11 protein-coding genes are annotated in these 20308 nt (G+C 53.0%); 6 read left to right on the plus strand and 5 right to left on the minus strand.

Annotated elements, in window-relative coordinates:
- Positions 1-54: 54 nt before the first annotated feature.
- Positions 55-8346 (minus strand): BapA/Bap/LapF family large adhesin, encoded by an 8292-nt coding sequence (locus GUC22_RS17260; protein ID WP_160183665.1) that lies wholly within the window; start codon positions 8344-8346, stop codon positions 55-57.
- A gap of 602 nt (positions 8347-8948) precedes the next feature.
- On the minus strand, positions 8949-9362 hold the full coding sequence (locus GUC22_RS17265) for a CoA-binding protein (RefSeq protein WP_004871554.1): 414 nt from the start codon (positions 9360-9362) through the stop codon (positions 8949-8951).
- 154 nt (positions 9363-9516) lie between these two features.
- Between GUC22_RS17265 and mgsA the strand changes: the two genes are divergently transcribed.
- Positions 9517-9975 (plus strand): methylglyoxal synthase, encoded by a 459-nt coding sequence (gene mgsA, locus GUC22_RS17270; RefSeq protein ID WP_024360052.1) that lies wholly within the window; start codon positions 9517-9519, stop codon positions 9973-9975.
- Positions 9976-10003: 28 nt separating this feature from the next.
- Here the strand turns inward: mgsA and helD are convergent, their stop codons facing one another.
- Positions 10004-12058, minus strand: a complete 2055-nt coding sequence (helD, locus tag GUC22_RS17275; RefSeq protein WP_024360053.1) for a DNA helicase IV — start codon at positions 12056-12058, stop codon at positions 10004-10006.
- A 122-nt stretch (positions 12059-12180) separates the two neighbouring features.
- Between helD and GUC22_RS17280 the strand changes: the two genes are divergently transcribed.
- Together GUC22_RS17280 and yccS are read left to right on the plus strand one after the other, a co-directional pair.
- Positions 12181-12627 carry a YccF domain-containing protein gene (locus GUC22_RS17280; protein WP_004871560.1) on the plus strand — a complete coding sequence of 149 codons (447 nt, stop codon included), beginning with the start codon at positions 12181-12183 and terminating at the stop codon, positions 12625-12627.
- Positions 12628-12644: 17 nt separating this feature from the next.
- Positions 12645-14780, plus strand: coding sequence for a YccS family putative transporter (yccS, locus tag GUC22_RS17285; protein ID WP_024360054.1), 2136 nt, complete (start codon positions 12645-12647; stop codon positions 14778-14780).
- Here yccS and GUC22_RS17290 read toward each other — a convergent pair.
- Entirely contained in the window at positions 14768-15391 is a 624-nt protein-coding gene (locus GUC22_RS17290; RefSeq protein ID WP_024360055.1) for a TfoX/Sxy family DNA transformation protein, read from the minus strand. The genes yccS and GUC22_RS17290 overlap by 13 nt on opposite strands.
- Before the next feature lie 462 nt (positions 15392-15853).
- On the opposite strand from GUC22_RS17290, the gene sulA reads away from it, so the two are divergent.
- Entirely contained in the window at positions 15854-16363 is a 510-nt protein-coding gene (sulA, locus tag GUC22_RS17295; RefSeq protein WP_025107493.1) for an SOS-induced cell division inhibitor SulA, read from the plus strand.
- Between the two features lie 353 nt (positions 16364-16716).
- On the plus strand, positions 16717-17787 hold the full coding sequence (gene ompA, locus GUC22_RS17300) for a porin OmpA (protein WP_004871566.1): 1071 nt from the start codon (positions 16717-16719) through the stop codon (positions 17785-17787).
- Positions 17788-17882: 95 nt separating this feature from the next.
- Here the strand turns inward: ompA and matP are convergent, their stop codons facing one another.
- Positions 17883-18335, minus strand: coding sequence for a macrodomain Ter protein MatP (gene matP, locus GUC22_RS17305; RefSeq protein ID WP_004871567.1), 453 nt, complete (start codon positions 18333-18335; stop codon positions 17883-17885).
- A gap of 185 nt (positions 18336-18520) precedes the next feature.
- Here matP and GUC22_RS17310 point away from each other — a divergent pair, with 185 nt between their 5' ends.
- On the plus strand, positions 18521-20278 hold the full coding sequence (locus GUC22_RS17310; RefSeq protein WP_160183666.1) for an AAA family ATPase: 1758 nt from the start codon (positions 18521-18523) through the stop codon (positions 20276-20278).
- Positions 20279-20308: the final 30 nt, after the last annotated feature.

The following is a 20308-nucleotide window of genomic DNA, read 5'->3' on the forward strand; positions in this document are numbered from 1 at the left end:
CCTATTAAATAACCTCGACGGCGCGTCCCTGCGCCGTCAGCGTTATAACGCCTGTTAGTTGGAGTTATTCGTATCAATCAGCTCGTTGAGCGAATTGATATGCACCCCTTCCAGCGTAATTAAGGTTGTTGATTGATGGTCTCCGGCCCCGCCGTCGCGGTCGATGGATACCACCGTGTTATTGCCAACGTAGCTCAGGGTCACATAGTTGCCCAGGCTGCTGCTGTTACCATCCCAGTCAACCAGCAGCGCCGACACATCGATATGATCCCCTTGCGCAACCGAGAAATCCTTCCAGGTATCGCCGCCGTTGCCGCCGCTATTGTCATCAGCCAGCAGGTTGTAAACCACCGTGTCGGCCCCGATACCCAGGGTGAAGGTATCGTCATAAGCGGTGCTGTGAATATCGTCGCCGTTCACGCTGCCGGTAATCTGCGGATGCAGATCGATGGTCAGCGTCGCCGCGGAAGAGCCGCCATTGCTGTCGTTCACCGTGTAGGCAAAGACCTCCTTATGGGTGATTGTCGACACATCCAGACCTGCATTCAGACTGTAGGTATAAGAACCATTATTCGCCATCGTCAGGTTGCCATAGTCACCGTAAATTGTGACGCTGGTTGCGCTTACGCTACTACCGTCGCTGGTGGTGATACTGCCGTTGCTGTGGAAGGTCCAGGATTCGGCACTGCCAGAGGAAGTATGTCCGGCGACGGTGTATGAGGCATACAGCACGCCATGGAAATCTTCCGTACCGCCCGAGTTGTTTCCGTTCTGGATATTCCCGCTGACGTTGGTTCCTGCCACCGTATAATGCGTTGCGGTATCGATCGTCGTACCGGCGATCGTTGCGCCTACCGTATAGTTCGGTGGTGTGGTGACGAAATTATCCAGAGTGGCAGTAGCTTTAGAAGCCAGGACCATCTCGTAATTTCCTTCGCTCAATGCCACACCCGTTAGCGTTAGCGTATCCGTAGCGCTAGCTGTGGCGCCGATAATCGTGGTCAAGCTTTCTGTCGGCGTCCCTTGCCATACCAGGACCTTACTACCATCGCTGAGTACGTGATAAATGCTGACCGTGCTGTCAATCCTGACGGTATTGACCACTGAGCCACTCGCGGTGTAGTTCACATTCACCGAGAGGGTATCCATTTCGCGATCGGCCCCCACGCTAAAGTTAATCAACTTACTCGCTGATACTCCGCTCCCGCTCGACTTACCGCTGGTGTTCAGCCCAGAGGTGTCAATCGCCGGAACATTCACCGTTGCCAGCGCCGTTGCCACGTTCAGCGCAACCACGTCATTCACCGCCAGCGAAGCCGGGCTGTCGATATCGAACGTCAGCGTCGTGCTCGCCGTGTGACCCAGACTGTCGGTTATGGTGTAGGTAAAGACCTCCGATTGGCCGACGCTATTCACTCCGCCATAAGGCTGATAGGTATAGCTACCGTCGCTGTGAATGGTCAGCGATCCCCAGGCACCGGCTATCGTCGTTCCGCTGCTGGTGACCGCCACCGGATCGGCGTCGGTAACCGAGGTGGCGGTGACGCTGGTCACCTTAATATTTACCCCGGAGTCCGCCACGTCGCCGTCGCCATCGCTTTGCAGGACGTTCCCCGTCAGGCTGTCGGTGTGATAGCCCTCAGAGTCGGTGACCGACACGTTGATAAAGGTGCCCAGGTTCAGGTCCAGCAACGCGCCCAACAGGCCGCCGGTATTCGGTGAAGAGACCACCGCCGTGTACGATCCTGAAGGTAACATTGAGGACCAGCCGCCGCCGCTGTAGCCCAGGCTGAGACCCAGTCCGTCAACATTAATATTGACGGCGTTGGTCAGAACCTGCACCACTTCGCCGGTCGCCTTATCGACGATTGAGAGATCCGCCGTAAAGGACGATGCCCCGCCCAGCAGGCTCAGCAACGTGCTCAAGGCCGCGCCCAGGCTCAGGCCAGTGCTCCCCGAGACAGTGAGCAGCACTTTTTCGTTCGCGCCGGCGGCGACGTCAAAGTCAAAACTATTGCCGTTAAGCAAACCTACATTGACGTTACCGAGTAACGAGACGCCGACCAGTTGTCCGACGGTACCGCTTTCGCCATTAAGATTATCGAACGTCGCGGTCAGGTCCGTCTCCTGCGCATCCGGATTGGCCTGCGCCGGTTCGATATTTCCTCCAATATTGATCGTCAGAGAAGTGGTCGATGTATTCCCCGCTGCATCGGTAATGGTGTAGCTAAAGACATCCGATTGACCGACAGCGGCTCCGCCTTTGGTCAACTGGTAGCTATAGCTGCCGTCAGAGTGAATGGTCAGTACGCCATAGGCCCCCGTGACGTTGACGCCAGCGCTGGTCACGGTCACTGCGGTCGATCCGTCAACGGAGTCCGATACCGCGCTGGTGACCGTGATGCCCTGGCCGCTGTCCTGCATATCGCCGCTGGCGGTGTTGTCCAGCACGTTTCCTTCAATGGCGCCGACGCTATACCCAACGGAGTCCGTCACGTCCACGTTGACGAAGCTTGCTACCTGAGCCTCCGCCAGCGCGTTGATCAGCGATACCAGGGCGCCGTTACTTTCCGGTGCAGAGATAATCATGGTGTAGTCGCCCGCCGGCAGATTGGCAAAGGACGCCGTGCCGCTATAGGTGAGCCCGCCAAGCAGGCTCGCCGAGATAGAGACGCTGTTTTCCGCAATCGCCACGACTTCGCCGGTGACCGTATTCACCACCGACAGATCGGCGCTCAGGGTGTTGCCAGCCCCCAGCAGGTTGACGATGGTGGTCAGCAATCCGCTCGCCGTGAGCAGCGAGTTGCCGTTCACCGACACCGTCATATCCTCAACGGTTCCGGAACCCACGCTAAAGCGCAGATTATTGCCCGACAGCAGCGAGACATCGACGGTGCTGAGTAGCGTCAGGCCAACCAGTTGACCGCTGGTGCCGCTGACATTATTCAGGTTTCCGTCCTGAGTCACCACATCCGGGCTGTTGCTATCCGGTACAGCCTCGATATCGCTATCGGAGTCGCTGTCTGAATCCGAATCGCTGTCAGAATCGGAATCGCTGTCGGAGTCCGAGTCACTATCCGAATCGGAATCGCTGTCGGAATCGGAGTCACTGTCGGAATCCGAGTCACTATCAGAATCAGAATCGCTGTCGCTATCCGAGTCGCTGTCGGAGTCAGAGTCGCTGTCAGAATCGGAGTCACTGTCGGAATCCGAGTCACTGTCGGAGTCAGAGTCACTGTCGGAATCCGAATCGCTGTCAGAATCCGAGTCACTGTCAGAGTCGGAATCGCTATCGGAATCCGAATCACTGTCAGAGTCAGAATCGCTGTCAGAGTCCGAGTCGCTGTCAGAATCCGAATCACTGTCGGAGTCCGAGTCACTGTCAGAATCCGAGTCGCTGTCCGAGTCAGAATCGCTATCTGAATCCGAGTCGCTGTCAGAGTCAGAATCGCTGTCCGAATCGGAGTCGCTGTCGGAATCAGAGTCACTGTCAGCATCCGAATCACTGTCCGAATCCGAATCGCTATCGGAATCCGAATCGCTATCGGAATCCGAATCACTGTCGGAATCCGAGTCGCTGTCTGAGTCCGAATCGCTGTCGGAATCCGAATCGCTGTCAGAATCCGAATCGCTGTCAGAATCCGAATCGCTGTCAGAATCCGAATCGCTGTCAGAATCCGAGTCGCTGTCAGAGTCCGAATCGCTGTCGGAATCCGAGTCACTGTCCGAATCCGAGTCGCTGTCGGAATCGGAATCGCTGTCAGAATCCGAGTCGCTGTCGGAGTCGGAATCGCTATCGGAATCCGAATCGCTGTCAGAGTCGGAATCGCTGTCGCTATCCGAGTCGCTGTCCGAATCCGAATCGCTGTCAGAGTCGGAATCACTGTCAGAATCGGAATCGCTGTCAGAGTCAGAATCGCTGTCCGAATCCGCATCGCTATCCGTATCATCAGCCAGACCAATATTGATAGTCAGCGTCGTGGTAGCCGTATCACCATCCGCATCCGTAATGGTGTAGGTAAAGACCTCCGTTTGGCCGACAGAATCAGCGTCCCCGGTCGCGTGATAGGTGTAAGAACCATCGGCATAGATCACCAGCGTACCGTAGGCGCCCTCGACAATCGTTCCACCTGAACTAACCGTTTCCGCCGTTGCCCCCGGCACCGAAGTCGCAATGATGCTAGTCACGGTAATATCCGTACCGATATCACCAACATCCCCGCCAGCATCCGTCTGCAGGACGTTACCGCTGATAATCGCGGACTCGTATCCTACGGAATCGGTTACCGCAACATCCACCGCGGTCACCACGCTGATATTTGCCAGGAAGTTCACCAGCGTCGGCAGCAGTCCGGTATTCGTCGGCGACGAGATCACCACCGTATAGTTACCTTCCGGCAGATCGCTGAAGCTGGCGCCACCGCTGTAATCCAGGCTGACGCCTCCCGCCGTGATAGTCACCGCATTCGACGCCAACGCAACCACTTCGCCGGTCGCCGTATTCACCACCGCGAGATCGGCCTGGAAGGTATCGGTACCGCCCAGCAGAAGCAGCAGCGTATTGATCAGTGCCGCCGAACTCAGCGTTGTCCCGCCGGAAATATCCAGCACCACATCCTGAGTCGTTCCACTCGCGACGGTAAAGTCAAAGTTGTTGCCGCTAAGCAGCGAAACATCAACTACGCCAAGCAAGTTCACGCCAGTCAACTGGGTAATCGTACCGTTTACACCATCGAGATTGTCATGGTTCTCAGAGATCAGCGCAGTATTGGTATCCGCGTTGGCCTGCGGAATATCCGAGTCGCTGTCAGAGTCGGCATCGCTGTCGCTATCCGAGTCGCTGTCAGAATCCGAGTCGCTGTCAGAATCCGAGTCGCTGTCAGAGTCAGAATCGCTGTCGGAATCCGAGTCACTGTCGGAGTCCGAGTCGCTGTCGGAATCCGAATCGCTGTCGGAGTCAGAGTCGCTGTCGGAATCCGAATCGCTGTCAGAGTCCGAGTCGCTGTCAGAGTCCGAGTCGCTGTCCGAATCCGAGTCGCTGTCCGAATCCGAGTCGCTGTCCGAATCCGAGTCGCTGTCAGAGTCAGAATCGCTGTCAGAATCGGAGTCACTGTCGGAATCCGAGTCACTGTCGGAATCCGAGTCGCTGTCAGAATCCGAGTCACTGTCCGAGTCTGAATCGCTGTCGGAATCCGAGTCGCTGTCCGAATCCGAGTCGCTGTCAGAATCCGAATCACTGTCCGAGTCTGAATCGCTGTCGCTATCCGAGTCACTATCGGAATCGGAGTCGCTGTCAGCATCCGAATCACTGTCCGAATCCGAATCACTGTCAGAGTCTGAATCGCTGTCTGAATCCGAATCGCTGTCGCTATCCGAGTCACTATCGGAATCGGAGTCGCTGTCGCTATCGGAATCGCTGTCGGAGTCAGAGTCGCTGTCAGAGTCAGAGTCGCTGTCGGAGTCAGAATCGCTGTCGGAGTCAGAATCGCTGTCGGAGTCAGAATCACTGTCCGAATCGGAGTCGCTGTCAGAGTCTGAATCGCTGTCCGAATCCGAGTCACTGTCCGAATCCGAGTCGCTGTCGGAATCGGAGTCGCTGTCGCTATCCGAGTCGCTGTCAGAATCCGAGTCACTGTCGGAATCGGAGTCACTGTCGGAATCCGAATCGCTGTCCGAATCCGAGTCACTGTCGGAGTCGGAGTCGCTGTCAGAGTCAGAATCGCTGTCCGAATCCGAGTCACTGTCCGAATCCGAGTCGCTGTCCGAATCGGAGTCACTGTCAGCATCCGAATCGCTGTCAGAGTCCGAGTCGCTGTCAGAGTCCGAGTCGCTGTCAGAATCCGAATCACTGTCCGAGTCAGAATCGCTGTCGGAGTCAGAGTCGCTGTCAGAGTCTGAATCGCTGTCGGAGTCAGAATCACTGTCCGAATCGGAGTCGCTGTCAGAGTCTGAATCGCTGTCGGAGTCAGAGTCGCTGTCCGAATCCGAATCGCTGTCCGAATCCGAGTCACTGTCCGAATCCGAATCACTGTCGGAGTCAGAATCGCTGTCCGAATCGCTGTCCGAATCCGAATCGCTGTCAGAATCTGAATCGCTATCCGAATCCGAGTCACTGTCGGAGTCGGAGTCGCTGTCAGCATCCGAATCACTGTCCGAATCCGAGTCACTGTCGGAATCGGAGTCACTGTCGGAGTCGGAGTCACTGTCGGAGTCGCTGTCAGCATCCGAATCACTGTCCGAGTCCGAATCGCTGTCCGAATCCGAGTCACTGTCGGAGTCCGAGTCGCTGTCAGAATCCGAATCACTGTCCGAGTCTGAATCGCTGTCGCTATCCGAGTCACTATCGGAATCGGAGTCGCTGTCGGAATCGCTGTCAGAATCCGAGTCACTGTCCGAGTCAGAATCGCTGTCGGAATCCGAGTCACTGTCCGAGTCAGAATCGCTGTCGGAATCCGAGTCGCTGTCAGAATCCGAATCGCTGTCGGAGTCAGAATCGGAGTCGCTGTCGCTATCCGAGTCGCTGTCAGAATCCGAATCACTGTCCGAGTCTGAATCGCTGTCGCTATCCGAGTCACTATCGGAATCGGAATCGGAGTCGCTGTCGCTATCCGAATCGCTGTCAGAGTCTGAATCGCTGTCAGAGTCGGAGTCGCTATCCGAGTCAGAATCGCTGTCAGAATCCGAGTCGCTGTCAGAATCCGAATCGCTGTCCGAATCCGAATCACTGTCGGAATCCGAATCGCTGTCGGAATCCGAGTCATCGCTGAGATCGACAGTCAATTCAAATATCGGGGAACGCTCGCTGACGTTCCCGGCCTTGTCGGTCACCGTCGTGCTCAGGCTGTGGCTACCTTCGGCCAGCGCTCCCGGGGTAAAGCTCCAGCGGCCATCCTCGCCCGCTATCGCAGTGCCCAGGACGGTATCACCGTCATAAATTGTGACCGTGGCACCCGCTTCCGCCGTGCCGCTCAGGGTCGGCGTATCATCATCCGTTACGCTGCCGTTGTTGAGAATGCCTGTTTCTTCACCTGCATTATCAGTCACCTGCAGATCGCTGACCGGCACCACCGTAGTGTCCACCGTCAGTTCAAACGCCGGTGAACGCTCGCTGACGTTCCCGGCTTTGTCGGTCACCGTGGTGCTCAGGCTGTGGCTACCTTCGGCCAGCGCTTCCGGAGTAAAGCTCCAGCGCCCGTCAACACCCGCAATCACGGTGCCCAGCACGGTGTCGCCGTCATAGATCGTGACCGTAGCGCCCGCTTCCGCTGTGCCGCTCAGGGTCGGCGTGGTGTCGTTGGTCAGATCTCCGCTCTGCAGCGGACCAGTGTGCTCAGCTACGTCATCGGTTACCTGTGGAGCGCTGGCAGCGGGCGCAGTGGTATCTATCGTCAGCTCAAACGCCGGTGAACGCTCGCTGACGTTCCCGGCTTTGTCGGTCACCGTCGCGCTGAGGTTGTGGGTCCCCTCGCTCAGCTCCGGTAAAGTGAAGCTCCAGTTGCCATTCTCATCCACCACGACAGTACCTAGTACGGTATCGCCGTCGTAAATCGTTATTGTTGCCCCTGCTTCTGCCGTTCCTTTAATCTCTGGGGTCGTATCGTCGGTTACATCTCCAGAATGCAGAACGCCGGTGATGGGACCGACATTGTCATTCACCGTAATATTCTCTGCCGCGGTAGGTAACTCGGTATCTGAGTCGCTGTCAGAATCCGAATCGCTATCGGCATCGGAGTCGCCATCGCTATCAGAGTCACTATCTGAATCTGAATCTGAATCTGAATCGGAGTCGCTGTCAGAATCCGAATCACTATCCGAATCGGAGTCGCTGTCGGAGTCCGAATCGCTGTCCGAATCCGTATCACTATCGGAGTCCGAGTCACTATCAGCATCTGAGTCGCTTTCAGAGACCGAAGAGTGGTGGTCTTTGTTTGAGGTGCCGGCGAACATCGCCGCAATGCCCAGCAAAGCCGCGCCCGCCATGACCCAACCAGCAATACTTTGTCCTGCGCCACCGGTCGCGATGACTTCTGAAAGATCGCTAATCAGCGAATAGTGTGCTCCATCGGTACCCGCGCCTTCCAACCACCATAATGCGCCGGTCTCATCATCCATAAGAACCAAATCACTGTGCTGCCCATGCTCATCCACAACGAAAAAGTTTTTAATTGTAACGGTGTCACCGTTATGGAGTTTTAGAACAAGATCATTACCTTGGCGGGTATACGAACTTATATCCTCACGTTTAACGTGCAGGAGAACCACTGACTGCGTATTGAGATTAATTTGATTGCCATCAACGGTGTATTCAACACCTGTTTCTTTCACTGTCACATTTATATTTTTCATCAGGTTGCACCCTTGAGATGAAGACGCAGTCAGAGGTATGAGATAATTCTTAATTATGCACCTTATTAGATATACCAGTTCCCGGCGTCCCGCAAGGTTAAAGGAAAACAGATGATTTACATTCTGAAATAAATAAAAAACATTAAATTACAACCAGTTAAAATAATAAGCTTACATTTTAAAATGTTAATTAAGGCTATAATTAAAATCGTTACTCACGGTTATTACAATGAAGATAAAATTATGGATAATACATTTCCTATATCACCAAACCTGCTTTCAAGCGCTACCCGAAAAATATCTGTGATATTAGTCATATAAATGACATGAGAAAAAACAATTATTTTTTTAAACTTTAAAATATTTTACAAGGATTCCCCATGTATTTTCTATGGTTTATTTATAAAAAATAAATTATCTGTCGGAGAAGATTTTTCGTAATAAGGGAGATAAAGTCAGGAAGGTGTCCGTTAAACCCACAGAGATAATGTGATTTATTTTTAAATAAAGAAACGTTTCGATGTAGTTTTAATTAAAATTCTGCCCCTAAATAACTTAATTAATATTGATAATAAAAAACCCCGTCAGGCGGGGTTTTAGGTTTATCGGGCTAGTCCCAATCGAGGGATCTCAATCGCCGGACAGCGATCCATCACCACGTTAAGTCCAGCATCCCGGGCGAGGACAGCCGCCTGTTCGTTGATTACCCCCAGCTGTAGCCACAGCGTTTTCGCACCGATAGCCACCGCCTCCTGGGCAACGCCCCAGGCCGCTTCCGAGTTACGGAAAACATCGACCATATCTACTTTTTCCGGCACGTCAGCAAGCGTGGCATATCCCTTTTGCCCCAGAAGAGTAGTACCTGCCACCTTAGGGGAAACGGGAATAACGTGATATCCCTGATCCAGAAGGTACTTCATCACCCGGTAGCTGGGGCGGTCAGGTTTGTCGCTTGCTCCCACCAGGGCGATAGTCCGCGTCGAGGTCAGAATACCTGCGATATCATTCTCTTTCATCATCATCCTCCTGCTATTTAGCCCAAGTGTATGCTAATCCGGATGAATCAGCATGAGTCCTGACCTACAGATGCGTCAAATTTTTTCATCCTGACGCTTGCAGCAACAATCACTTCCAGTAATCTGTCTACAGGCCAAAATGTGGAATGAAATGATGGAACTAACAACACGTACATTGCCAGCGCGCAAGCATATTGCACTGGTCGCTCACGATCACTGTAAAGATATGCTGATGAAATGGGTCGAGCGCCACCAGCAACTGCTGGCGCAACACACGTTATCGGCAACAGGAACGACCGGAAATCTGGTGTCACGCGCAACCGGGCTGGAGGTGCAGGCGATGCTGAGTGGTCCCATGGGCGGCGACCAGCAGGTAGGAGCGCTGATTTCAGAAGGTAAAATCGATGTATTGATTTTTTTCTGGGATCCGCTGAATGCCGTGCCGCACGATCCGGATGTGAAAGCGTTATTACGTTTGGCAACGGTATGGAATATTCCCGTCGCCACCAACGTTTCGACCGCCGACTTTATTATCCAGTCCCCGCACTTCAACGACCCTGTTGATATCCTGATCCCTGATTATCAACGCTACCTTGCAGAGCGTCTGAAATAAAACCTGCTGGCGGCCATGCCGCCAGTCATTATGGTTTTCTTGCTACCGGGACACCCAGCGCCTCTAACATTTCAACAAACGGCGAAGGTTGTTCTTTATTAAACAATAACCATACGCGCAGACGTGCGCGGGTGATGGCGACATACAGTAAACGCCTCTCTTCGGCATCGGGAAAATCCTCCGGCTGTGGTAATAGCGCCTGCTCCATAATCGACTCGCGCGCCGGTGCGGGAAACGCGTCATCCCCCTCCTGAAGGCCAAGAATAATGACGTAATCTGCCTGTTGCCCTTTGCTGGCATGAATAGTCATAAAATCGAGATGCAGATGCGGCCAGCGCGTGGCGGCTTTCTCCAGCGCCGCCGGCTTCAAATGATGGTAGCGAGCTAACAACAAAATCCGCTGTTCTCGTTTGACATAACCGCTCATTTTATCAAGCAGATCGTCGAGTTTGTCCTGCGCTAGTAACGTCACCGCTTTTTTGTCCCCTGCGACCAGGCTGTTTAGCGGTTTCGTTAACTGATGCGGATTTTGTTGGATAAACCCGTTGGCGACCTCTCCTATCCGACTATTAAATCGGTACGTCGTATCCAGCGCGCAGCAATCTCCTTCGCCAAAATAGTGATTAAAGGCCGTTGTTAAAGAGAGCTGAGCACCGCTAAAACGGTAGATAGCCTGCCAGTCATCGCCAACGGCAAACAGCGTAGTCTGTGTGTTTTGCCGACGTAACGCGGCGAGTAGGGATGCCCGCTGCGGTGAGATATCCTGAAACTCATCCACCAGAATATGCTTCCACGGGCTGACAAAGCGCCCCTTATCCAGAACATTAATCGCCTGATGAATCAGGCCGGAAAAATCGACGGCATTTTCATCTTTTAACGCCGTTTTCCACGCTTTTAGCAAAGGGGCCATCAGCTTGACGCGCTTGCCAAAAAGATCACGTACCTCTTCAGGCGCTCCGGCAATCATTTCCGCCTGCGAGCCGCCATGCATACGCATCAGGCTAACCCAGCGATCAAGGCGACTGGCGATACGACGCTGCAGCGTTTTATCCTGCCAAAAATCCCCTTCTGGGATCTGCCAGTCCATTTCTTCTTCCAGCCACAGTCGCCAGCCTTTCGCCTGCGCTTTTTTCTCCTGGCACTGCTGCTGCCAGTTCTGAACTAAGAGTTTTTGCCGCGCGGCGCTGTCGTTCTCCAGCTTGCTGATCGTCGGAGCTTTTTTACTGCCCTGCTGAATAATATACAGAGCCAGGGAATGAAAAGTGCGCGCAGAGATCTCTTCAGTACCCAGGCGCTCGCGGATGCGCTCATCCATCTCCTGCGCGGCTTGTCGACCAAATGCCAGGAGCAGAATTTGCTCGGCCGCCGCTTCGCCACGAGTCAATAGCCAGCCAGCGCGCGCCACTAATACGGAAGTTTTACCGCTTCCGGCACCTGCCAGCACTAACAACGAACGCTCGCCGTTCACCACTGCGCGCGCCTGAGCCGGATTCAGTGGCGATGATTCTACCGCGGCAAAAAAGCCGCGGTATTGTTCCAGCATTGATTCAGTAAACGTTTGATTATGCTCGAGCCTGGCTTTTTCGGTATTACTCAACCAACTCTGACATTGCCGCCATAACTCGCGGCAGTTATCGAAAGCGTCAAGACGGGCTGTTGGCACAGGTAATCCGCCAAGCGCATGGCGTATTTTACGCTGGATATCGGTCACCTGCTGACGCGTCAACCACTTCCCCTCTGCGCTGGAACGCGCCACGTCAGCCAGCTGCTGGCGAAGGACATCAGCGGCGATATCGCTCATTTCCTCGCTCCACTGCTGCCAGAGCGTGTTCAAATGATGGTAAAAACGCTGGGTTTCATTCCATTCGGTGCCATGCAAACGCACAACTTTCTCGCCCGGCAGGATAAATTCCAGTTCCCCCCATACCAGACCACGCTTGCAATGAATTGATAATAACTGATTGAAAGGTATAAGATATTCATGACTGTCGCCGGAAACCTTTACTCCGGCATTAAGAAGTTGCACCCTATCATAAGGATGCTGAGCCATGCGCTTGCCCAATGTTGTCGCTCTAAGTTCCATATAATGTCGAATTTCAATCAGGTTGGATGTTTTTAAGTTTAACCGCCAGCGACCGGGTGCTCCAGCGTAAAAAACGCTACAATGGCCGGGCCTTATTATCCACGGAATTAAACAGAGGGTTTATGCGTACCGTTCTGAATATTTTAAACTTTATCCTTGGCGGATTCGCCACCACGCTCGGCTGGCTTCTGGCGACGTTGGTCAGCATCGTGCTGATCTTTACGCTACCTCTCACCCGCTCCTGCTGGGAGATAACAAAACTCTCTCTTCTACCCTATGGTAATGAAGCCGTTCATGTTGATGAACTCGATCCTCAGGGAAAGAATAGCCTGCTAAACGCGGGCGGGACACTATTGAATATTTTATGGTTTATTTTCTTTGGCTGGTGGCTGTGCCTGATGCACATCTTTTGTGGTATCGCACAATGCCTGACCATCATCGGCATTCCGGTTGGCATCGCCAATTTCAAAATCGCCGCTATTGCTTTATGGCCAGTAGGCCGTCGAGTCGTCTCCGTCGAGACCGCTCGTGCTGCGCGTGAAGCCAATGCGCGCCGCCGCTTTCAGTAACTGAATGGAACACAGAAATGCTCACCCCCCTGCTACGCCGCTATACCCGGAACAGCGCCTGGTTATATAACATCAGGATTTTTATCGCCCTCTGCGGCACGACCGCGTTTCCCTGGTGGCTTGGCGAAGTAAAACTCACGATTCCTTTAACGCTTGGGGTCGTGGCAGCGGCGCTGACCGACCTTGATGACCGCCTGACAGGACGTCTGCGTAATCTGGCCATTACCCTCGTGTGCTTTTTTATTGCCTCGGCCTCGGTGGAACTGCTCTTTCCCTGGCCGTGGTTATTCGCAGCAGGATTAACCGTTTCTACCATCGGCTTTATTTTGCTCGGCGGGCTGGGCCAGCGCTATGCCACAATCGCCTTTGGTGCCTTGTTAATCGCCATCTATACCATGCTGGGGGTAACGCTTTATAGCCACTGGTATCTCCAGCCGCTGTTTTTGCTGGCCGGGGCGGTGTGGTACAACTTACTCACCCTCGCAGGGCATCTTATTTTCCCCATCCGTCCCCTTCAGGATAACCTTGCACGCAGCTACGAGCAGTTGGCGCACTATCTGGAACTTAAATCGCGCCTGTTCGATCCGGATATTGAAGATGAAAGCCAGGCTCCTCTGTATGACCTGGCCATAGCCAACGGCCAGCTAGTGGCAACCCTGAATCAGACCAAAGTTTCCCTGCTGACGCGCCTGCGCGGGGATCGCGGGCAGCGCGGAACGCGTCGCACCCTGCAGTATTACTTCGTGGCGCAGGATATCCACGAACGCGCTAGCTCTTCGCATATTCAATACCAAACGCTGCGCGATCGCTTTCGTTACAGCGACGTGATGTTCCGCTTCCAGCGAATGCTGTCCATGCAGGCGCAGGCCTGCCAGAAACTGTCTCGTGCCATCCTGCTGCGCGAACCCTACCTTCACGATACTCACTTTGAGCGCGCTTTTATGCACCTTGACGCCGCGCTCGATCGCGTAAAAGCCAGCGGCGCGCCGGCAGAACAGATTAAGGCGTTAGGGTTTTTGCTTAATAACCTACGCGCAATTGACGCCCAGCTGGCGACAATTGAATCTGTCCAGACCACCGCGCAGTTCAGTAACAACACGGAAAACCTGCTGGCTGACGACCAGCCTGGCGGTTTTGGCGATGTCTGGCTGCGCTTACGCAGTAATATGTCCCCCGAGTCCGCCCTGTTTCGCCATGCGGTTCGTATGTCGTTGGTCCTGTGCGCTGGCTACGCTTTTATCCAGCTGACCGGGCTGAATCATGGTTACTGGATATTGCTGACCAGCCTGTTTGTTTGCCAGCCAAACTATAACGCGACTCGACACCGGCTGGCGTTAAGGATAATCGGTACTCTCATCGGCGTGGCGATAGGTCTCCCGGTGCTGCTTCTCGTTCCGTCCGTTGAAGGCCAGCTGTTTTTAATTGTTTTAACCGGCGTGCTGTTCTTCGCTTTCCGTAATGTGCAGTACGCCCATGCGACAATGTTCATTACCCTCCTGGTTTTACTTTGCTTCAACCTCCTGGGTGAAGGTTTTGAAGTCGCCCTACCGCGCATATTTGATACGCTGATCGGCTGCGCTATCGCCTGGGCCGCTGTCAGCTTTATTTGGCCTGACTGGAAATTCCGCAATCTGCCGCGAGTACTCGAACAAGCAATCAACGCTAACTGCCGGTATTTAGACGCCATACTTGAGCAATATCATCAGGGACGCGACAACCGCCTTGCCTATCGCATTGCGCGAAGAGCCGCGCACAACAGGGACGGTGAATTGGCATCAGTAGTCTCAAACTTATCAACTGAACCAAGAGCGGGCTCGCAAATTCGAGAAACCGCGTTTCGTTTGTTGTGCCTGAACCACACTTTTACCAGCTATATTTCAGCCCTGGGCGCCCATAGGGAAAAGCTGACAACGCCAGATATCCTGGCGCTGCTGGACGATGCCGTTTGTTATGTTGATGACGCGCTGCACCACTCGCCGGCCGATGAGCAGCGGGTACAGCAAGCTCTAGCAAGCCTGCAGACCCGGATACAGCATCTCGACCCCCGTGCCGAGAGCAAGGAGCCGCTGGTGCTTCAACAAATCGGACTGCTTCTGGCGCTGCTGCCAGAGATTTGTCGGCTACAGCGACAGGTTGAGATTCAACCTGAATAGGCCTCCCTCTCCTGCATCTGTTCCGCCGCCCACTCCTCAAGCTCCTGACGCTGTTGCGTTGGGAGCGTGGCCGCATGTACGCCAGCAATGGCTCCCTGTAGGCAATAAAGAATATTAACCGTTAGCGCTTTATTCATTTTCCGTAACCTCAGCCAGGCTTCTTTTGCCCCAATCTTACGCAGCGTTAATTCATCGGTGATGCCTGAATTAATCAACTGTAGCTCCATGTGAAAACTGATATTTGGCAAATTTTTCAATCTCCCGGAATGCCGCTGCCGATGTTTTTCATAGCGAGCGCTCTGTAATGACAGCGCTGATAAATGAAAAAGCATATTGCTATCCTGCCAAAGCCCTTCATCAATATGATAATACTTCAGCGCGACCAGACGACCATTCTTCTGCATTTTCAAAAGCGGGTTTTTATGCGCCACGCGGTACTCCGCGCTCTGCTCACAAACCCGAAGATAGATTTCCCCCTCGGCCATCATGGCAAATACGGTGTTGTCTATCGCCAGGCTATAGCCACCAAATAAGGGCCGACAGCTTATTTTTCCTAATGGAGTCAAACATGCCCGAAACTGATGGATCCTAAAACATACAAGTTTCTTCATGATTATTCCTTTGTTAATCATGTAAATAAGACATAAATTTGCTAACGGATCCGTTAATAAAGAAAATAAGTGACTTCTCTTCATGCGGCAACATGAATTATCTCTTTATTTTAATCAGCTTGTTTTTTTGCGAGCGGCTTTCAGAAAATAGCCTTTTGATGAAGTCAAAAGCAGGAAAAGTAAAATGCTTAATTAATATTAATCACATTAGAGCACAAAGTGTCAGGTATCTCTGGTCACTCGTAGACGGTTAACGTCATCATTTGTGAGAAAAATTTATCCAGGTAAAAAGCGCGACAACGATGAATTCACATGATGTACGCGCTGACATCCGACGCTATCGGCGCTTACTTACCCCCTGAGATGTACAAATTTCATCCAGAAACAGAGAAAATAGAGTTGATCTTTCACCCTGTCGCATATACTGTATATGCATACAGTAACCCACAGGCGGGATAGACTATGTTTACATCAGCTCACGCAAATCGTTCACCACTGACTTCTACTTCAGTACGTCGTCGCTCTCATGACGCTGCCGAACAGCCAGCTAACGGGCTGATCAGTGAAATAGTCTATCGCGAAGATCAGCCTATGATGACGCAGCTACTATTGCTTCCTTTATTACAACAGCTTGGTCAGCAGTCCCGCTGGCAGCTCTGGCTGACTCCACAGCAGAAGCTAAGCCGTGAATGGGTGCAGTCATCCGGTTTACCGCTGTCCAAGGTTATGCAGATCAGCCAGCTCTCCCCCGCTAATACCCTGGAATCAATGGTTCGCTCACTGCGCACCGGAAATTATAGCGTCGTTATTGGCTGGCTATCAGAAGAACTGAGCATTGAAGAACATGAACGACTGGTTGCCGCTGCAGAAGAGGGTCACGCGATGGGCTTTATCATGCGCCCGGTAAGAAATACCGATCAGCCAGGCAGACAACTTTCCGGGCTAAAAATTCACTCAAATCTGTATCATTAACCGAGTTTAGGATTAATCCTGGAATTTTTTTTGCCCTGACGCGAGATGGGCTTTCTTGATGGGCATTTTTGTTAAAATGCTTGTCTGATGCGGCTTCGCGACTTTTTTTGCCCCGAACAAGTTCAACCGTATTTGTTAAACATAGCGTACACAACCCTTTTTTTTCATATGCCTGACGGAGTTCACACTTGTAAGTTTCGAACTAAGTTGTAGACTTTACATCGCCAGGGGTGATCGGCTTACGCTGCATGTATCAGCATAGTTAACAACAAGTCACGCCCCGGGTGAAGGATTTAACCGTGAGGTCTTCTGAACCTTCATGGCGAATTTTGGATGATAATGAGGCGCAAAAAATGAAAAAGACAGCTATCGCGATTGCAGTGGCACTGGCTGGCTTCGCTACCGTAGCGCAGGCCGCTCCGAAAGATAACACCTGGTACGCAGGTGCTAAACTGGGCTGGTCCCAGTATCACGATACCGGTTTCTACGGTAACGGTTTCAAAGGTAACAATGGTCCGGTTCGTAACGATCAGCTGGGTGCTGGTGCGTTCGGTGGTTACCAGGTTAACCCGTACCTCGGTTTTGAAATGGGCTACGACTGGCTGGGCCGTATGGCTTATAAAGGCAGCGTTGACAACGGCGCTTTCAAAGCTCAGGGCGTTCAGCTGACTGCTAAACTGGGTTACCCGATCACTGACGATCTGGATATCTATACCCGTCTGGGTGGTATGGTTTGGCGCGCAGACTCCAAAGGTAACTACGCTTCTACCGGCGTTTCCCGTAGCGAACACGACACTGGCGTATCCCCGGTATTCGCGGGCGGCTTAGAGTGGGCTGTTACTCGTGACATCGCAACCCGTCTGGAATACCAGTGGGTTAACAACATCGGCGACGCTGGCACCGTTGGTACCCGTCCTGATAACGGCATGCTGAGCCTGGGCGTTTCCTACCGTTTCGGTCAGGACGATGTTGCTCCGGTTGTAGCTCCGGCTCCGGCTCCGGCTCCAGAAGTGACTACCAAGCACTTCACCCTGAAGTCTGACGTTCTGTTCAACTTCAACAAATCTACTCTGAAACCAGAAGGCCAGCAGGCTCTGGATCAGCTGTACACCCAGCTGAGCAACATGGATCCGAAAGACGGTTCCGCAGTTGTTCTGGGCTACACCGACCGTATCGGTTCTGATGCCTACAACCAGCAGCTGTCTGAGAAACGTGCTCAGTCCGTTGTTGATTACCTGGTATCCAAAGGTATCCCGGCTAGCAAAATCTCCGCTCGCGGTATGGGTGAATCCAACCCGGTTACTGGCAACACCTGTGACAACGTGAAAGCTCGTGCAGCTCTGATTGACTGCCTGGGTCCGGATCGTCGCGTAGAGATCGAAGTTAAAGGCTACAAAGACGTTGTAACTCAGCCGCAGGCTTAAGTTATATCGTCAATAAAAAACCCCGCAATGCGGGGTTTTTTTTGGCTTAAATTCCGCGTTCAAAAAACAGCAGCGGAATCCCGGTGCCTGCATCGCTACTCTTTACCTAACAGCACCTGCAAATCATGCTTCAGGCTGGACATCTTGCTGGCATACTTCTCTTTATGCTCAGCATCCTCAATCAACTGCACGATAGTTTCCGACAGCGTTTTACCCCGTCTTTGCGCCAGACCTGCAAGGCGCTGCCAGACCACGAATTCAAGGTCGATAGACTTTTTACGCGTATGCTGATGCTCCGCGTTGAAGTGACGCTTACGTCGGGCGCGGATAGTCTGCTTCATGCGGTTCACTAGCTCTGGATTCATATGCTGCTCAATCCAGGTATTCACCAGCACGGGTTCATTTTCGAGCGTCAGTAATAAATCGACCGCGGCTTGCGCAGCGCTGGCTTCAATGTAGCGGGTAATAAGCTCACCTTCCCGATGCTTTTTTACCAGATAAGTCCATTTCCAGCCGCTTTCAAGATTTTCCAGTTGTTGATATTTCATTGCGATCTCAATGTGACCGTGTAACTCATTTCAGGATATCAGTTTTTTCCTGATGTGCTGAGAATAAATCATCTTTCGTGATGTTGGTAGATTCGTTATCACCACGACAATCGCAATCCCCCGTGTGCTCAGACGCTGCATAATGTATAATCGCGCGTTTTACATCTGACTAAAAAACAGCGACTTTGACCATTACGAAACTTACCCGAAACGACCTTGCTCCTGATACGGAAAGTTATCAGGCGCTGTTTGCACAAGCCGACCTGGCTCACGCAGAGGAATCCCTCTCAGGCGAACTGCAACCCCGTCTCTTTTATGCCCTGGAGCAGCTACTGGTCACTCCAGCCATTTCGCCATTTATGCTGGTTAAAATTCCGGAAGAACCGGAGTACCTGCAATGGCTAGCTAATGAAACCCGAACTTTACATCAACCGGCAGCAACGCTCTGTGGCGTTCACTATCAGGTTGATGGCGGAAAAATCTCTCTTACGCCAGCGCAGACTGCTGAAGATAATTTCGCCAGCGTTGCTCCGGTCGAAGCCGCTGACTGGATCGAAGCAGAGCAGCTGTTTGGCTGCGTGCGCCAGTTTAATGGTGAGATCACCTTACAACCCGGTCTGGTCCATCGCGCCAACGGCGGCGTAATGATTCTCTCCCTGCGCGCCTTACTGGCTCAGCCCCTACTGTGGATGCGGCTAAAAAATATGGTGGCCCGCCAGCGTTTTGACTGGCTGTCATTCGATGAATCTCGCCCTCTTCCGGTGAGCATCCCTTCTATGCCCCTGAGCCTGAAAGTGATCCTCGTCGGCGAGCGGGAATCCCTGGCTGATTTCCAGGAGATGGAACCCGAGCTTTCTGCGCAGGCTATCTACAGCGAATATGAAGATAACCTGCAAATTGCTGATGCAGAGACGCTGAAGCAATGGTGCCAGTGGGTCTGGCAAAATGCTCAACAGCTTGAACTTCCGGGACTGTCCGCTAACGCCTGGCCGCTGCTGATTCAGGAAGGCGCGCGTTATACCGGCGATCAGGAAACTTTGCCGCTGTGCGTTCTCTGGATTGCCCGCCAGCTTCGAGAAGCTGCCGCGTTCTGTGATGGTGAAGAGATTAGCGCCGAAGAGATACAAACCATGCTGGAGCGTCGTCTGTGGCGCGAGGGCTATCTTGCTGAGCGCATCCAGGATGAAATCCTGCAGGAGCAAATCCTGATCGAAACCGAAGGCGAATGCGTAGGACAAATCAACGCACTTTCTGTCATTGAGTTTCCGGGTCACCCTCGCGCGTTTGGCGAGCCTTCGCGTATCAGCTGCGTCGTGCATATTGGCGACGGCGAATTCATCGACGTTGAACGTAAGGCCGAGCTGGGCGGTAACATTCATGCAAAAGGTATGATGATCATGCAGGCGTTTCTGATGTCTGAGCTGGAGCTCGAACAACAGCTTCCCTTCACCGCCTCCCTGACCTTCGAGCAGTCCTACAGCGAAGTGGATGGCGATAGCGCCTCCATGGCCGAACTGTGCGCGCTGATCAGTTCGCTGGCCAATGTACCGATTAATCAGAGCATCGCCGTTACCGGCTCTGTCGATCAGTTTGGTCGCGTACAGCCGGTTGGCGGGCTCAACGAGAAAATTGAGGGCTTCTTCGCTATTTGCCAGCAGCGTGGGCTGACCGGTAAACAGGGCGTCATCATCCCCTCCGCCAACGTTCGTCATCTGAGCCTGGCGCAGGAACTGCAGCAGGCCGTTGCGGATGAACAGTTCTTTATCTGGGCAGTCGATGACGTGTCGGAAGCGCTGCCCATTCTGACCCAGCTGCTCTGGGACGGTGAAGGACAAACTTTACGGCAAACCATTCAGGAACGAATTGCGCAGGCGACACAGCAAGAGAGTCGTCATCGCTTTCCGTGGCCGCTACGCTGGTTAGGCGGTTCAGGTTCGAACTGATCGGACTTGTTCAGCGTACACGTGTTAGCT

Origin of the sequence: Klebsiella sp. MPUS7, from assembly GCF_009905335.1 — a bacterium.
Classification (GTDB): Bacteria; Pseudomonadota; Gammaproteobacteria; order Enterobacterales; family Enterobacteriaceae; genus Klebsiella; species Klebsiella grimontii.

Excerpts from the sequence above, each read along its gene's own strand:
- GUC22_RS17260 (WP_160183665.1), bottom strand. The coding sequence starts at position 8,346 with ATGAAAAATATAAATGTGACAGTGAAAGAAACAGGTGTTGAATACACC.
- GUC22_RS17265 (WP_004871554.1), bottom strand. The coding sequence starts at position 9,362 with ATGAAAGAGAATGATATCGCAGGTATTCTGACCTCGACGCGGACTATC.
- mgsA (WP_024360052.1), top strand. The coding sequence starts at position 9,517 with ATGGAACTAACAACACGTACATTGCCAGCGCGCAAGCATATTGCACTG.
- helD (WP_024360053.1), bottom strand. The coding sequence starts at position 12,058 with ATGGAACTTAGAGCGACAACATTGGGCAAGCGCATGGCTCAGCATCCT.
- GUC22_RS17280 (WP_004871560.1), top strand. The coding sequence starts at position 12,181 with ATGCGTACCGTTCTGAATATTTTAAACTTTATCCTTGGCGGATTCGCC.
- yccS (WP_024360054.1), top strand. The coding sequence starts at position 12,645 with ATGCTCACCCCCCTGCTACGCCGCTATACCCGGAACAGCGCCTGGTTA.
- GUC22_RS17290 (WP_024360055.1), bottom strand. The coding sequence starts at position 15,391 with ATGAAGAAACTTGTATGTTTTAGGATCCATCAGTTTCGGGCATGTTTG.
- sulA (WP_025107493.1), top strand. The coding sequence starts at position 15,854 with ATGTTTACATCAGCTCACGCAAATCGTTCACCACTGACTTCTACTTCA.
- ompA (WP_004871566.1), top strand. The coding sequence starts at position 16,717 with ATGAAAAAGACAGCTATCGCGATTGCAGTGGCACTGGCTGGCTTCGCT.
- matP (WP_004871567.1), bottom strand. The coding sequence starts at position 18,335 with ATGAAATATCAACAACTGGAAAATCTTGAAAGCGGCTGGAAATGGACT.